At 56.1% G+C, this 13,693-nt stretch carries 14 protein-coding genes and 1 tRNA gene; 10 read left to right on the top strand and 5 right to left on the bottom strand.

What is annotated here, in order from left to right:
- Positions 1-4: 4 nt before the first annotated feature.
- Together hemF and V7665_RS03525 are read right to left on the bottom strand one after the other, a co-directional pair.
- Positions 5-862: an oxygen-dependent coproporphyrinogen oxidase gene (gene hemF / locus V7665_RS03530; RefSeq protein WP_335663151.1), complete on the bottom strand. Its 858-nt coding sequence runs from the start codon at positions 860-862 to the stop codon at positions 5-7.
- On the bottom strand, positions 859-1,317 hold the full coding sequence (locus V7665_RS03525) for a tRNA (cytidine(34)-2'-O)-methyltransferase (RefSeq protein ID WP_335663188.1): 459 nt from the start codon (positions 1,315-1,317) through the stop codon (positions 859-861). The genes hemF and V7665_RS03525 overlap by 4 nt, the downstream gene beginning before the upstream one ends.
- 174 nt (positions 1,318-1,491) lie before the next feature.
- On the opposite strand from V7665_RS03525, the gene petA reads away from it, so the two are divergent.
- From petA to V7665_RS03510, 3 genes are read left to right on the top strand one after another with little or no spacing between them, the layout of a single operon-like run.
- Positions 1,492-2,055, top strand: a complete 564-nt coding sequence (petA, locus tag V7665_RS03520; RefSeq protein ID WP_335663150.1) for a ubiquinol-cytochrome c reductase iron-sulfur subunit — start codon at positions 1,492-1,494, stop codon at positions 2,053-2,055.
- 13 nt (positions 2,056-2,068) lie between these two features.
- Entirely contained in the window at positions 2,069-3,337 is a 1,269-nt protein-coding gene (locus tag V7665_RS03515) for a cytochrome b (protein WP_335663149.1), read from the top strand.
- A gap of 19 nt (positions 3,338-3,356) precedes the next feature.
- On the top strand, positions 3,357-4,217 hold the full coding sequence (locus tag V7665_RS03510) for a cytochrome c1 (RefSeq protein WP_335663148.1): 861 nt from the start codon (positions 3,357-3,359) through the stop codon (positions 4,215-4,217).
- A 66-nt stretch (positions 4,218-4,283) separates the two neighbouring features.
- Here V7665_RS03510 and V7665_RS03505 read toward each other — a convergent pair whose 3' ends face one another.
- On the bottom strand, positions 4,284-5,756 hold the full coding sequence (locus V7665_RS03505; protein ID WP_335663147.1) for an FGGY family carbohydrate kinase: 1,473 nt from the start codon (positions 5,754-5,756) through the stop codon (positions 4,284-4,286).
- A 115-nt stretch (positions 5,757-5,871) separates the two neighbouring features.
- Between V7665_RS03505 and glpD the strand changes: the two genes are divergently transcribed.
- A complete protein-coding gene (glpD, locus tag V7665_RS03500; protein WP_335663146.1) occupies positions 5,872-7,392 on the top strand; it encodes a glycerol-3-phosphate dehydrogenase in 1,521 nt (506 codons plus the stop codon).
- A gap of 54 nt (positions 7,393-7,446) precedes the next feature.
- Positions 7,447-7,520: transfer RNA gene (locus V7665_RS03495), tRNA-Gly, on the top strand.
- Here V7665_RS03495 and V7665_RS03490 read toward each other — a convergent pair.
- Positions 7,486-7,785, bottom strand: a complete 300-nt coding sequence (locus V7665_RS03490) for a hypothetical protein (protein WP_335663145.1) — start codon at positions 7,783-7,785, stop codon at positions 7,486-7,488. The genes V7665_RS03495 and V7665_RS03490 overlap by 35 nt on opposite strands.
- Before the next feature lie 179 nt (positions 7,786-7,964).
- On the opposite strand from V7665_RS03490, the gene V7665_RS03485 reads away from it, so the two are divergent.
- From V7665_RS03485 to V7665_RS03475, 3 genes are all read left to right on the top strand, one after another.
- On the top strand, positions 7,965-8,978 hold the full coding sequence (locus V7665_RS03485) for an MlaA family lipoprotein (RefSeq protein WP_335663144.1): 1,014 nt from the start codon (positions 7,965-7,967) through the stop codon (positions 8,976-8,978).
- 215 nt (positions 8,979-9,193) lie between these two features.
- Positions 9,194-10,201 carry an NADP-dependent oxidoreductase gene (locus tag V7665_RS03480; protein ID WP_335663187.1) on the top strand — a complete coding sequence of 336 codons (1,008 nt, stop codon included), beginning with the start codon at positions 9,194-9,196 and terminating at the stop codon, positions 10,199-10,201.
- Positions 10,202-10,275: 74 nt separating this feature from the next.
- A complete protein-coding gene (locus tag V7665_RS03475; protein ID WP_335663143.1) occupies positions 10,276-10,716 on the top strand; it encodes a DUF3429 domain-containing protein in 441 nt (146 codons plus the stop codon).
- On the opposite strand, the gene V7665_RS03470 is transcribed toward V7665_RS03475, so the two are convergent.
- Entirely contained in the window at positions 10,713-11,648 is a 936-nt protein-coding gene (locus V7665_RS03470) for an NAD(P)/FAD-dependent oxidoreductase (protein WP_335663142.1), read from the bottom strand. The genes V7665_RS03475 and V7665_RS03470 overlap by 4 nt on opposite strands.
- Before the next feature lie 190 nt (positions 11,649-11,838).
- On the opposite strand from V7665_RS03470, the gene V7665_RS03465 reads away from it, so the two are divergent.
- Together V7665_RS03465 and V7665_RS03460 are read left to right on the top strand one after the other, a co-directional pair.
- A complete protein-coding gene (locus V7665_RS03465; protein ID WP_335663141.1) occupies positions 11,839-12,333 on the top strand; it encodes a DUF427 domain-containing protein in 495 nt (164 codons plus the stop codon).
- Positions 12,334-12,337: 4 nt separating this feature from the next.
- Positions 12,338-13,690 (top strand): ABC1 kinase family protein, encoded by a 1,353-nt coding sequence (locus tag V7665_RS03460; protein WP_335663140.1) that lies wholly within the window; start codon positions 12,338-12,340, stop codon positions 13,688-13,690.
- The last annotated feature ends 3 nt before the right edge of the window (positions 13,691-13,693 follow it).

Raw genomic sequence — 13,693 nt, 5'->3', positions numbered from 1 at the left:
GACTTCAGGTCCATTTGGCTTCGGGCGGCAGACTCATCAAGATCGCGTCGACATTGCCGCCGGTCTTGAGACCGAAGGTCGTGCCCCGGTCATAGACCAGATTAAACTCTGCATAGCGACCGCGCCATTCCAGCTGCTGCTGTTTTTCTTCCGCGGTCCATTCCATTGCCATCCGTTTGCGCACCAGTTTCGGAAATATGTCGAGAAAAGCCCGGCCGACATCCTGGGTGAAGGCAAAATGGCGATCAAAGTCCAATTCCTTGTTCAGTTCGATATGGTCATAGAATATGCCGCCGACGCCGCGGTGCACCTTGCGGTGGGGAATGTAGAAATAGTCATCCGCCCATTTCTTGAACCGGGGATAATATTCCGGGTTGTGCGGCGCGCAGGCCGAGCGGAATCGGGCATGAAACTCTTCGGTATCTTCGTCATAGACGATCGCCGGGTTAAGATCGGCACCACCGCCAAACCAGCGTTTGGTCGTGCACAGGAATCGCGTATTCATGTGCACGGCGGGCACATGCGGATTCGCCATATGCGCGACCAGACTGATGCCGGTGGCAAAAAAGCGCGGATCATCCTCTGCGCCGTTGATCTGGGCTTGGAATTCTTCGCTGAAAGAGCCGTCAACAGTGGAAATATTCACGCCGACTTTTTCAAAAATCTTGCCTTTCATCAGCCCCTGGATGCCGCCGCCGCCAGGGCTGCCGTCCGGATTCTCGCGATCCCAGGGCAGATAATCAAAGGTCGCGTCGCTATCCGCTTCCGATTCAATTTTCTCAAATTCCGCACATATCTGGTCACGCAATTCCTTGAACCAGGTCTGGGCCGTGCGCTGCTGGTCATCTAATATTGTCGTCATTCCGGAAATTGTCCTGTTTGTCTGAGTGCTTCCCCCAAGGCCATGCCAGCCGAAACTGCCAGATTCAAGCTACGCATGCCAGGTTTCATCGGGATGGTGATTCTACCATCGCATTGCTCCTGTACAGTCAGGGGAACTCCTGATCCTTCCGATCCGAACAGAAGAATATCATTTTTGCGATATGCGAATCCATGATGCGGTGCATCCGCCTTGCTGGAAAGCAGGATAATCCTGGCGTCAAGGGAATCAACGGTCGCACGGAACGTATCCCAGTCGGCATGCCGGGTATAGCGAACATGCTCGAAATAATCCATTCCGGCCCGTTTCAGACTGCGATCACTGAACGGAAATCCACAAGGTTCTATGATATCAACCGGCACGTCCAGACATGCACAAGTCCTTAAAATCGTTCCTAAATTTCCCGCAATCTCGGGTTGATACAATGCTATCCTCATGGGCCGCTCACCATGACCGACAAGTGAATGTTTGGTCAATCGAAAATTCCCTGTTGGCAAACCCTATCCTTCACGGCTATCAGGCGCGCAAATCACTGCCTGTTCAAATCGCTGTTAAGCAGCATCGAACATTCGGGCAGCGGGGGTCATAACTAATTCATAGGGCTTGTTTGCATGGCAACGGTTGAAACAGCTGAAACGGCAGTCGCAGAAGAAGGCGGCGTTCGCCGCCGGGACTTTATCAATATCGCAGCAGTGAGTTTCGCTGGTGCCGGGGCGGTTGCTACCGTTTTCCCGTTGGTCAATCAGATGAATCCGAGCGCGGACGTTCTCGCTCTCGCATCGGTTGAAGTTGATGTGTCCGCCATCGAACGCGGACAGGCGATAAAGCTGTTGTGGCGCAAGCAACCTGTGTTTGTCCGTAATTTGACGGACACCGAAATCACGGAAGCCAATGCGGTGGATATTTCATCGCTGCGCGATCCGCAGACTCTGCAGGAACGCACCAAGGTCGGCAAGGAAAACTGGCTGATCACTCTGGGTGTTTGCACCCATTTGGGTTGTGTTCCACTGGGTGCGGCCGAGGGCGAGAACAAGGGCGAGTTTGGCGGCTATTTTTGCCCCTGCCATGGTTCGAGCTACGATACGGCAGCCCGCATCCGCAAAGGTCCGGCGCCCAGAAATCTGGATGTGCCAGAATATGAATTCCAATCAGACACCGTCGTGAAAATCGGCTAAAGGACAGAGAAAAATGAGCTTTCCTTGGGCAAAACAATATACACCATCAACCGAATTCGGTCAGTGGATGGACGAAAAACTTCCCGTTCCGCGGCTGATCTACAATAGTCTGGGCGCTGGCTATCCAACCCCGCGCAACCTGAACTATATGTGGAACTTCGGTTCTCTGGCCGGAATATTTCTGGTCGTTCAGATCGTCACCGGTATCATATTGGCCATGCATTATGCGGCCAATGCAAATATTGCGTTTGATTCGGTCGAACATATCATGCGCGACGTGAACAGTGGCTGGATGATCCGCTATGCCCATGCCAATGGCGCCAGCTTCTTCTTCATTGCCATCTATCTCCATATCGGACGCGGTCTTTTCTACGGCTCTTACAAAGCGCCGCGCGAGATCATTTGGATCCTCGGCGTGTTCATCTTCCTGGCGATGATGGCCACCGCCTTCATGGGCTACTCGCTGGTCTGGGGTCAGATGAGCTTCTGGGGTGCCAAGGTGATTACCGGCCTGTTCGAGGCGATCCCGCTGGTCGGCAAGCCGATTCAGGAACTGTTGCTCGGTGGTTTTGCGCCGGATAACGCAGCCCTGAACCGTTTCTTCTCGCTTCACTATCTGCTGCCATTCGTCATCGCCGGCGTGATTATCATGCACATCTGGGCGCTGCACATTCCGGGTTCCAACAATCCGACTGGCGTCGATGTGAAGGGGCCACAGGATACGGTTCCGTTTCACCCTTATTATACAGCCAAGGACGGCTGGACGCTCGGCGTGGCGCTGATCTTCTTCACGATATTGGTGTTCTTCCTGCCCAATGCTCTGGGACATGCAGACAACTATATCCCGGCGAACCCGCTCTCCACGCCGGCTCATATCGTTCCCGAATGGTATTTCTGGCCCTGGTATGCGATTCTGCGCGCCTTCACCGTCGACTTCCTGTTCATTCCGGCGAAGTTGCTTGGTGTGCTGGCGATGTTCTCTGCAATCCTGGTCTGGTTCTTCCTGCCCTGGCTGGACAGATCACCGGTTCGTTCCGGAATGTTCCGGCCCAAGTTCAAGATCTTCTTCGGCATTCTTGTGGTTGATATCTTGGTGCTCGGATATTGTGGCGGCGCACCGGCAGCGGAACCTTTCGTGATGATCAGCCAGATCGCCAGCGCCTATTATTTTGCACATTTTCTCATCATATTGCCGCTGTTGTCTCGGTTGGAAAAGCCTGAGCCCTTGCCGAACAGTATTACGGAATCGGTAACCGGCAAGCCACTCACAACCGCCAGCTAAGAAACAGGGACCTGTCGCAATGGTAAGAATTATCGGAATCTTGATTGGCCTGTTCTTTTCGGGCTGGCTGTTGATCTCATCTGGCATGGGCGCAATTGAATATTTTTCAAATCCGCCTGCTGAAACAGCGGAGCATGAGTTCCACAGAGAGGCGAAAGAAATATCCTTCGCTTCAGACGGCCCGCTCGGCAAATTTGATCGCCAGCAACTGCAGCGCGGTTTCCAGGTTTACAAGGAAGTGTGCTCGGCTTGCCACTCTCTCCGTCTGGTTGCCTTCCGCAATCTGGAAGAAATCGGCTATAATGAAGACGAAGTGAAGGCGATTGCTGCCAACTGGTCGATCGGCGTTCCTGACGCGGATCCGAATACCGGGGAAATGACCACGCGCCCTGGTTTGCCAGCGGACAAACTCCCTCTGCCATTCGCCAATGATATCGCTGCGCGCGCTGCCAACAATAACGCGATCCCGCCTGATCTGTCGTTGATGACCAAGGCACGTGAAGGCGGCGCACCTTATGTCTACTCCCTGCTGACCGGCTACATCGATCCACCGGCCAATCTGCCGGAAGCCAACCAACCGGGACCGGGACTGCATTATAATCCCTATTTTGCGAACCTGAACCTGGCGATGGCACCACCGTTGGCGGTTGAAGACCAGGTCAGCTATTCCGATGGCACCAAGGCCAGCATTGATCAGATGGCAGCCGATGTTTCCGCTTTCCTGATCTGGACCGCCGAACCCAAGCTGGAAGAGCGTCATCAAGCTGGCTGGGCGGTTCTCGCCTTCCTGCTGATCGCGACCATCCTCGCCTATCTGTCCTACCGGACGATCTGGGCGGACGTGAAGGCCGAGAAAAAGAAGAAAGTTTCCGACGCTTAGCATCGGTTGCCGATAAAAATTTAGAGAAGCCCGCTTCATGCGGGCTTTTTTATGCCCCGACTGGGCCTAGCGCGCCAAAACCGAGTCTATGGCTTGCTTCCATCCCGCCAGACGCAGACGTCTGGTTTCAGGATCGATATCCGGTTGATGGACATCCAGTCCCGATATCATCACCGAGGCTGCCTCGAGCGATGGATAGATGCCGCATCCGACCGCCGCGAGCATGGCTGCGCCGAGCGCTGTGGTTTCGAAAAACTCCGGCCGCTCGACCGTGATATCCAATATGTCGGCCAAATCCTGGACCATCCAGTCATTGACCACCATTCCGCCATCAATCCGCAGACGGTGCCAGTCGACACCATCGGCGGAAAAGGCAGTTTTCAGATCCTGGCATTGATAGGCCGTCGATTCCAGCGCAGCGCGGGCGATATGCGCCTTTTTCGAAGCAAAGCTTAGGCCGGAGATGGTCGCTGTCGCATCGGCGCGCCAATGGGGTGCACCAAGGCCAGACAGGGCAGGGACCAGATAGACGCCGCCATTATCTGCGACCGAGCGCGCCAGTTCCTCGCTCTCTCCCGCAAATTTCAGCAAGCCGATATCGTCGCGCAACCATTGAATCAGACTTCCGGCGACGAAAATGGCCCCTTCAAGGGCGTAGATGCGTTGGCCCTGATATTGATAGAGAATCGTCGATAGCAGGCGGTTGTCCGACTGCGGCGGCGTGTCTCCGCTATTGGTCAGAACGAAGGCGCCGGTCCCGAAGGTAGCCTTTGTCTGGCCCACCGCCAGGCATCCCTGGCCGATGGTCGCCGCTTGTTGATCGCCAGCGGAACCGGCAATGGCGATGCTGCTCCCGAACAAGTCCGCGGCAGTGGTGCCAAGTTCGCCGGCGCAGTCGACAATCTGCGGCAGTGCCTGTTTCGGAATATCGAACAGCGACAGCAGTTCGTCATCCCAGTCATTGCCATCAAGCGCCAACAGCATCGTTCTGCTGGCATTGCTGGCGTCGGTGACATGCTGGCCGCCGGTCAGCCGGTAGATCAGATAGGATTCGATCGTTCCAAAGGCCAGATTATCTCCCGCAGCGCGCACCTCTGGCCAGTTTTCAAGCATCCAGCCGATTTTGCTGCCGGAGAAATAGGGGTCGAGCAGCAGGCCGGTTTTCGCCTGGACCATCGGCTCGAGACTCTCGGCTTTCATCCGGTCGCATGTTTTTGCGGTCCGGCGATCCTGCCAGACAATCGCCTTGCAAAGCGGCTCGCCGGTGCGCTTGTCCCAGGCGACCACCGTTTCGCGTTGATTGGCAATGCCAATGGCGGCAATCTTGTCGGCGCCGCCGACTTGCTCGATCATTTTCTGACAGCAGCGCAGCGTCTTGTCCCATATTTCGACAGCATCATGCTCGACGAGGCCGGGCGCTGGATAATATTGCAGCAATTCTTCCTGCTGCGAGCCTTGCAATTTACCGTCGACGCCAAACAGCATCGCCCGCGTCGACGTCGTTCCTTCATCGATGACCAATATATGCTGTGCCGACATCATCCGCTCCTTTTTCTACATTCCACGCTATAAGCTGGCATCCAAAAGGCAAGCAAAAGCCAAGCCATAGCCGGATATATTGCATTGCAGCATTGCGCGAATCGCCGGTTACTTTATGACGGCTGCGATGTATGATCTGGCCATTATTGGCGGCGGCATAAATGGCGTCGGAATTGCGCGCGATGCAGCGGGCAGGGGATTGAAGGTCCTGCTGGTCGAACGCGACGATCTGGCATCGCATACCTCGTCGGCCAGCACCAAATTGGTCCATGGCGGCCTGCGCTATCTTGAACATTATGAATTCAACCTCGTGCGCAAGGCGTTGAAAGAACGGGAAGTCCTGCTGCGCGCGGCCCCGCATATCATCTGGCCGATGCGCTTTGTTCTGCCGGTAGACGAAGGCATGCGTCCGGCCTGGCTGCTGCGTCTCGGCCTGTTCCTCTATGATCATCTTGGCGGCCGCGATATATTGCCAGCCACCAAGAGCCTGAATTTGCGGAAGGACCGTCGCGACGACCCGCTGCAAAAGCGGCTGAAAAAGGGATTCGCCTATTCCGATTGCTGGGTCGAGGATGCCCGGCTCGTATCGCTGACCGCCCGTGATGCCGCAGATCGGGGTGCCGACATCCGGACCCGTGCAGAATGCGTGGGACTGCAGCGCGATGCGGATCACTGGGATCTGCAAATCAAGCAGAATGGTGAGACAATAACCGAACAGGCAAAGATATTGGTGAACGCCGCCGGCCCCTGGGTTGATCCGGTCACGGCCTTATATGACCGCAGCAACCATGCGGCGAAACTGCGTCTGGTCAAGGGCAGTCATATCGTCGTGAAGCGCAAATATCGGGGTGAGCACAGCTATATCTTTCAGAACAAGGATGGCCGGATCATCTTTGCCATTCCCTATGAAGGCGAATACACGCTGATCGGAACCACCGACGAACCCTGGAGCTATGCCGAAGGCGACGCCAAGATCAGCGATGGCGAAATTGCCTATCTGTGCGACGCGGCCAGCGAATATTTCGAGATACCGGTGACCCCGGATGACATAGAATGGACCTATTCCGGCGTGCGGCCGCTGTTCGACGATCACAGTCGCAGCGCCGCCACGGTCACCCGCGACTTTGTCTTCGACTATGACAATGAAAATGGCGCGCCGGTGCTGTCGATCTTTGGCGGCAAGATTACCACCTATCGGGTGCTGGCCCTGCAGGCGATCCGGACGCTGTCGGAAGCGCTGGATGTTGACGGCGACGACTGGACCAAGGAGGCGCATCTCCCCGGGGGTGATTTTGCGCCGGATGGTTTTGATGTTCTGGTCGATCAATATGCCGAACAGTGGAATTTTCTCGACCGGTCCATCCTGCACCGACTGGTGCGGGCCTATGGCACCGATGTCGCAATCCTGCTCAAGGACATCCAGAATATTGCCGATATGGGCCAGCCATTCGGCGCTGGCCTCTATGAGATAGAGATCCGCTGGCTGATTGATCGTGAATTTGCCTGCACCGCCGAGGATGTCCTCTGGCGGCGCTCGAAACTGGGATTGCATATGAGCGACACGGAGCAACAGGTTGTGGCCCTATGGTTTGCTCAACAAGACCAAAGGACAAAGGCAAATCTCGACCTTTCCTGATTGACGCACCACAAAAGCAGTGGCAATAGCGGCCCATCCGGTCGATCTGGAAATGCGGGTGTAGCTCAATGGTAGAGCAGAAGCCTTCCAAGCTTACGACGAGGGTTCGATTCCCTTCACCCGCTCCACCGTCAACATTGGTGGTCGTGCTTCGGCACCAGCTGCAAGAGCAGCGATCGCGTTCAACCTTCCTTCGACCTGAATGATGAACAAGCTTTTCACGGCTTCGCTCGCTTCCTGCCACGCATATATGGCTGCCAGAGATGGAGAAATGGCATCAAATGCAGCCTGGGCCGAAGGTGATCTTGTTGATGAACTGGAAGTTTTTTCAACCCGGCCCAACGGCGCTAGCGCCCGCAACTCCGCGGAAAGGAGCCAGATATTTTCAAACAATCATGCCTGGCCGTAAATGTAATTTCCTTTCTTGCGCTTTCTGCGTGTAGGACCATGCTTGGTGCGGGTGAAAATATTCCATCTGCAGGTGATGCCGTCAGCGACGGCTGACCAATAATCCGGAGCCTGAAGTCTGGCCTCAAGTCGACAAAAAGCATAAAAAGGGCGGGCGGATGAGCATGGCAGGTTTAATAAGTGTGCTGCTACTGGCCAGCGCACCGGCATATTCTGACGGCATTCCACCGTCGGAGATCGCTTCGTCGAACGACGCTTTAGCGGCACCGATGTTGAGCGATCAAGCGGTACCGGATCGCCCGGTTTCGATCGTAAATACAGAAATTCTGGTGATAGTGCCGGCGCCTGACGCAGCCGTTGCATTGGTTCTGCTGCCAGCAACCCCCATTGAAGCAACGCCCCTCGCAGCAACATCTCATTTGGCACCGGATGAGATGACTACGCCCGTGCAACAGGTGGAGCCGATGCAACCGGCAGCGGCGGCAAGCCCAGAGGCTGGCGTGATCGTTGTGACCGGGCAAATCCGCACGCCCGGCGATCCATTGCAGAATATCAACGTCGAATCTTACGCCATCGCCCAAGCCATTGATGCAGCCGTGGTTGCGCCAACCGCGGATGCTTATGAAAAAGCAGTTCCGGAACCGATCCGCAATGGCCTGCGGAATTTCGCAAACAACCTCCATGAACCCGCAGTCTTCGTGAATTTCCTGCTGCAGCTCAAGCCCGGCAAGGCCGCAGAAACCGCAGGTCGTTTCATAATAAACTCGACCATCGGCGTGGTCGGACTTTTTGATATTGCCCGACGGAAACCGATCAACTTGCCGCAGCGTAAAAATGGCTTTGCCGATACCTTGGGATGCTATGGTGTCAAACCGGGGGCATTTCTCTTTCTGCCGATCGTCGGCGCAACGAGCGTTCGCGACTTGATCGGCGGTGGATTGGACGGCTTTTTGCTGCCGCATTTTGCTGGGAAACCATTCAACCAGCTTGCTTTCACCGTTCCAACTGGCGTTGCTCGCGAACTGGACAAACGGGTGGAATTTGACGAGGATTTGGAAAAGGTCCAGAATTCAGACGACCCCTATGTCGCGGCGCGCGAATATTATTTGCAAAAGCGCCAGGCTCAAATCGATGGCCTGTGCGGCAAGAAGGATATGGATGCTGACGACCAGGAATAGAGTCGCTCGATCGTAGTTTTACTGAAATTTCACCGGTCCCACTGTCCGCTTTCAGGATAAACCGGCTTACAAACTATCGCCCGCAAGTGCCGCAAATCTGGCAATGGACTCGAACATCAAGATCGAGCCGGGCAGCTACTCAAAATGCTACTTGCGGCCAATGGTGATGATCATAAACAAGCGGATATCCCTCATCTTTTGGCAGGAGTTCGGCCATCACTATCCAGAACCGCAGAGTCTTCATAAAGCAACGTCCTGACGGCATGCCAACCATCAATGACTTCGGTGTTGAGGATGTCAATATCGACGCCATCCCCGCCGATCATATTGTGGCGAAAGTGGATACGCTGTCGATGGACGCCTGGATCCGGACGACATTGAACGATGAAGGGATGCATGAGGCTGGCGAGATTGGCACCACCATTCGAGCGCTAGGTGTCGGTCAGATTGTCGAGAGCAACAGCGACAATCTGGCGGTCGGTGACTGGGTCTATGGGCTTATGTCGGCGCAAACTTTTGCGCTTTTGCCCGACAGTGCCGTGACCAGGATTGTTCCGGAAGAAGGTATCGCACCAAGCGCGTTTGCCGGACCTCTGGGCATCACCACAGGCTTGACCGCATGGGTTGGACTGGTCGCCGTCGGTGAAGTGCAAGAGAATGACGTCGTGGTTGTGTCAGGCGCTGCAGGCGCCGTCGGATCGATTGTCGTCCAGCTGGCAAAAATGCGGGGCGCGAGGGTTATCGGCATCGCCGGCGGGCCGGCCAAATGCCAATATCTCACTGATGAGCTCGGCGCCGATTTTGCGATTGATTACAAGAATAGTGATGTTGGCGAGCAACTGAAACAGGCGGCTCCCGATGGTGTAAACGTCTTTTTTGACAATGTTGGCGGCGAAATTCTCGATCATGTGCTCGACAATCTGGCAGCTGCGGAAGCGCGTGTGGTGATTTGTGGTGCGATTTCGCAATATCAAAATCTGGCGGATGTGCGTGGACCCAAATTATATCTACGGCTCGCCGAACGAAACGCGATGATGAAGGGTTTTGTGGTCAGCCATCATGCCGCAAAATATCCCGAAGCGATGAGAGAAATTTCCGATTTGATGCGATCCGGTGACCTTGTTCTGCCCGAACATGTGGTCGAAGGAATAGATAATTTTCCCGAGGCCCTGTTCATGCTATTCAACGGAAAGCATCTGGGGAATTTGGTCGTCCGGCCATGAAGTGATTCTGCTGTTGGACGAAAGTGCTGAGCCCCCCAGGTGACCAAGAACCGCGTCCGCTAATGGGAAATCATGTGCAAACCAAACTTCCTCCTTCCGCTCGCCTGCTCGGATTGGCCGGACTATTGCCGCAAATCCTGTGCCTGGTCGCCGTGTTTGACGAAAACACCCGTTACATCGCGCTGAGCGCAGCATTTCTATATGCGGCTCTGATCTTCAGCTTTCTCGGTGGCTTCTGGTGGGGCCTGGCGGTTGCCAGTCCGGGAGCGCCGCGATGGGTGTATAGCGTCGCTGTCCTGCCCAGTCTGCTGGCGCTGGTCAGCGGCATCCCCTGGATGATCGGCTCAACCTGGCCTGGCCCGTCGCTGGCGTTGCTTGGCATTGCCCTGATCGCAGCCCTGTGGGTGGATGTCAGGCTGAACCGCCTGAATATAATGCCGGACTGGATGCTCCGCCTGCGGATAATATTATCTGCCGGTCTGGGCGTAACCACACTCGCCCTGGCAGCGCTTTAGGCAAGGATTATCCTGGCCAGCGCCGTCCCGGATAGCCAGGCACATTCGACTCTCGGACCGATCAACCAGTCTCCGCAAACGCCCATTTTCAAATCCTCGTTATAGAGCGCGTTTTGATCTGCTTTGCCCGATCGGGCGTAGCGCCACCGGTGCGCGGATGCGACCAGTGGATCGGGCAGCGCAACACCCAAAATATCCGCCAAACGAGCGGACAATATCGAGATAACCTGGTCCTGACTGTCTTCCAGATGTTCCAGAGACCAGTCCGGGGAGGCTTGAATGACCCAGCTGTCCGGTCCTGTCCGACCGGGTTTGTCGGAATTGCGCGCAGCCCAGCCAATGACGGGATCGTCTCTAACGGCTATTTTGTCCGTCTGCAGCGATTCGGCAAAGGCCAGCATCAATGTCCAGCAGGGGGCAGAAACCGTGTGCGCTGCGACCGCCAGAAAATCCTTGTCCCACGATGCCAATAAATCAGCGGCCTGTTCGGCGGGAATGGCAAGAATGACGTTATCAAACAAGGTCTCGATGATCTGGCCGTCGCTTTGCAATTGCCAGCCATCATCATTTTTCACCAAGCCATCTATGCGCAGCGACCATGTGACATCATGCCGGGCGGCGAGCGCCTTGATCGGCGCGTTCATCGCCGGCACGCCAACCCATGCGTCCGGACCAGCGCCGGGCCAGCGGGCCGCTATGCCGTTATCCTGCCATTGGTTGACCACTGTTTGAAAGGCTTGATCGCGGGCGGTAAAATATTGCGCCCCATGGTCAAAGCTGACCTGGCCAACGACCGTGTCCAGCCGCCGCGTCGACATTCGCCCTCCCGGCCCGCGGGCCTTGTCAAACAGGCTGACCCGATGGCCGGCGGCAACCAATTGGTCCGCACAGGCGAGGCCGGACAGGCCTGAACCAACAATAGCAATTTTCATAACATAGGTCTTTCAGCCGTATGGCCTTGCGCGGAATAAGGTCACAGGGAGGACCAGGAAAATTCGGTCCGCCGAGCGTTTGGAGGCTGGGCTTTCACCAAGATGATTGCAGTTCGCAATATGTCCCAATGGGCGAGAAGAACAATATGAACAAGATTACAGTCCGCTATGCTGGCAGGCGGTTACCGACATGATGCCGCAACCAGATCCGATCGAACCCGGACAAGAGAGCGTCTGGCACTATCCCCGTCCGGCGGTTGCCGAGCCTTGCCCGGCCCGGATCATGATCGAACATCGCGGACAGATTGTCGCCAATACCCGCAACAGTGTGCGCACGCTCGAGACCAGCCATCCGCCCAGCTATTATATTCCGGTATCGGATATTACGCCCGGACTGCTGCGCCGGGCGGAGGGCAGTTCCTTTTGCGAGTGGAAAGGCGCGGCAGTCTATTGGGATGTGGTCATCGGCGACAGCATATTGCCGCGCATTGGCTGGAGCTATCCAAGCCCCAGCGCAGACTTTCTGATCTTGCAAGATCATGTCGCTTTTTATGCCGGACCGTTTGACCGGTGCAGTGTCAACGGTGAAACCGCGATCCCGCAGCCCGGTGATTTTTACGGTGGCTGGATAACCAGCAATCTCGCTGGCCCGTTCAAAGGCGTGCCGGGAAGCCGGGGATGGTAAGATAGTGACTGACAATAGCAGCGATCACAAGAACCGAGCCGTCCCGCACAGCCGATTTTCCCGCCTGAGCCATTTTGGCCGGTTGGCCGGTGGGGTGGCGGGCGGCATGATTGCCGAAGGTGCGCGGCGACTGGCTGATGGCGAACGCCCGGCGATGCGCGACATGATGCTCACGCCAGGCAATATGGCCAGGGTCGCTGACCGGCTGTCGCATTTGCGCGGGGCGGCGATGAAGCTCGGACAAATGATCTCGCTGGATGCGGGAGATATGCTTCCGCCAGAATTGACCGAGATCATGGCGCGGCTGCGCGACAATGCCCACCGGATGCCGCCCCAGCAATTGCAGCGCGTATTGCAGGAGCAATGGGGACGGGATTGGCGCAAGCGATTTGCGCATTTTGGAGCCACGCCAATTGCGGCAGCATCCATTGGTCAGGTCCACAGGGCAAAGACACCCGACGGTCGCGACCTGGCGATAAAGGTTCAATATCCCGGCGTAAGAGCAAGCATCGATGCGGATGTAGACAATGTCGCGACCTTGTTGCGGCTTTCAAATCTGTTGCCGGGTGAATTGGACATTGCGCCGCTGTTGGCCGAGGCCAAGAAGCAGCTCCATCAGGAAGCTGATTATGTCCGGGAAGGTCGTTATTTGAGCAAGTTCGGCGCGCTGCTTGCGGAAGCGCCCGATTATGTCATTCCGCTTCTCGATGATGAATTTACCACCGATCAGGTGCTGGCGATGAGCTTTGTCGAGGGCAAGGCGATCGAGACTCTGGTGGATGCGCCGCAGGAAATCCGGGACGCAGCCATGCGCTTGCTGTTCAAGCTGGTGATGCGGGAAATATTTGAATTCGGGATCATTCAGTCGGATCCCAATTTCGCCAATTATCGCTATCAACCGGAAACAGGAAAGCTTGTGCTGCTCGACTTTGGCGCGACCAGGCGGATTGATGCCAAATTGGCTGATGGTTACCGGACGCTGATCATCGCGGCCCTCAATGGTGATCGCGACGGGGTGCGAGAGGCAGCGCAGGCAACCGGCTTTGTCGGCGCGGCAGCAATCACCAGACATCGCGACCGGATCGACAGGATGATTGATGTCGTTGTCGGCGAACTCAATCGCCCCGGCAGGTTCGATTTTGGCGATCGTGGTTTCGTCGGCACATTGCGCGATCAGACCATGGATGTGGCGGCAGACAAGGCGGCGTGGCATATCCCGCCGACCGATTTGCTGTTCGTGCAGCGCAAAATCAGCGGCATGGCGCTGCTCGCGGCGCGGCTGAAAGTCAGGATCGATATCCGGGCCCTGGTTGCCGAACATTTTGCCATCGATGCCGGCGGCGAGGCGGATGACTAGCCC

The sequence above is a fragment of the Parasphingorhabdus sp. genome (assembly GCF_036964675.1).
In the GTDB taxonomy this organism is placed as follows: Bacteria; Pseudomonadota; Alphaproteobacteria; order Sphingomonadales; family Sphingomonadaceae; genus Parasphingorhabdus.
This window is presented reverse-complemented; position numbering and strand designations above follow the sequence as displayed.

What these genes read in the sequence shown, in the direction of transcription:
- hemF (WP_335663151.1), bottom strand. Translation starts at nt 862, where the DNA reads ATGACGACAATATTAGATGACCAGCAGCGCACGGCCCAGACCTGGTTC.
- V7665_RS03525 (WP_335663188.1), bottom strand. Translation starts at nt 1,317, where the DNA reads ATGAGGATAGCATTGTATCAACCCGAGATTGCGGGAAATTTAGGAACG.
- petA (WP_335663150.1), top strand. Translation starts at nt 1,492, where the DNA reads ATGGCAACGGTTGAAACAGCTGAAACGGCAGTCGCAGAAGAAGGCGGC.
- V7665_RS03515 (WP_335663149.1), top strand. Translation starts at nt 2,069, where the DNA reads ATGAGCTTTCCTTGGGCAAAACAATATACACCATCAACCGAATTCGGT.
- V7665_RS03510 (WP_335663148.1), top strand. Translation starts at nt 3,357, where the DNA reads ATGGTAAGAATTATCGGAATCTTGATTGGCCTGTTCTTTTCGGGCTGG.
- V7665_RS03505 (WP_335663147.1), bottom strand. Translation starts at nt 5,756, where the DNA reads ATGTCGGCACAGCATATATTGGTCATCGATGAAGGAACGACGTCGACG.
- glpD (WP_335663146.1), top strand. Translation starts at nt 5,872, where the DNA reads ATGACGGCTGCGATGTATGATCTGGCCATTATTGGCGGCGGCATAAAT.
- V7665_RS03485 (WP_335663144.1), top strand. Translation starts at nt 7,965, where the DNA reads ATGGCAGGTTTAATAAGTGTGCTGCTACTGGCCAGCGCACCGGCATAT.
- V7665_RS03470 (WP_335663142.1), bottom strand. Translation starts at nt 11,648, where the DNA reads ATGAAAATTGCTATTGTTGGTTCAGGCCTGTCCGGCCTCGCCTGTGCG.
- V7665_RS03465 (WP_335663141.1), top strand. Translation starts at nt 11,839, where the DNA reads ATGATGCCGCAACCAGATCCGATCGAACCCGGACAAGAGAGCGTCTGG.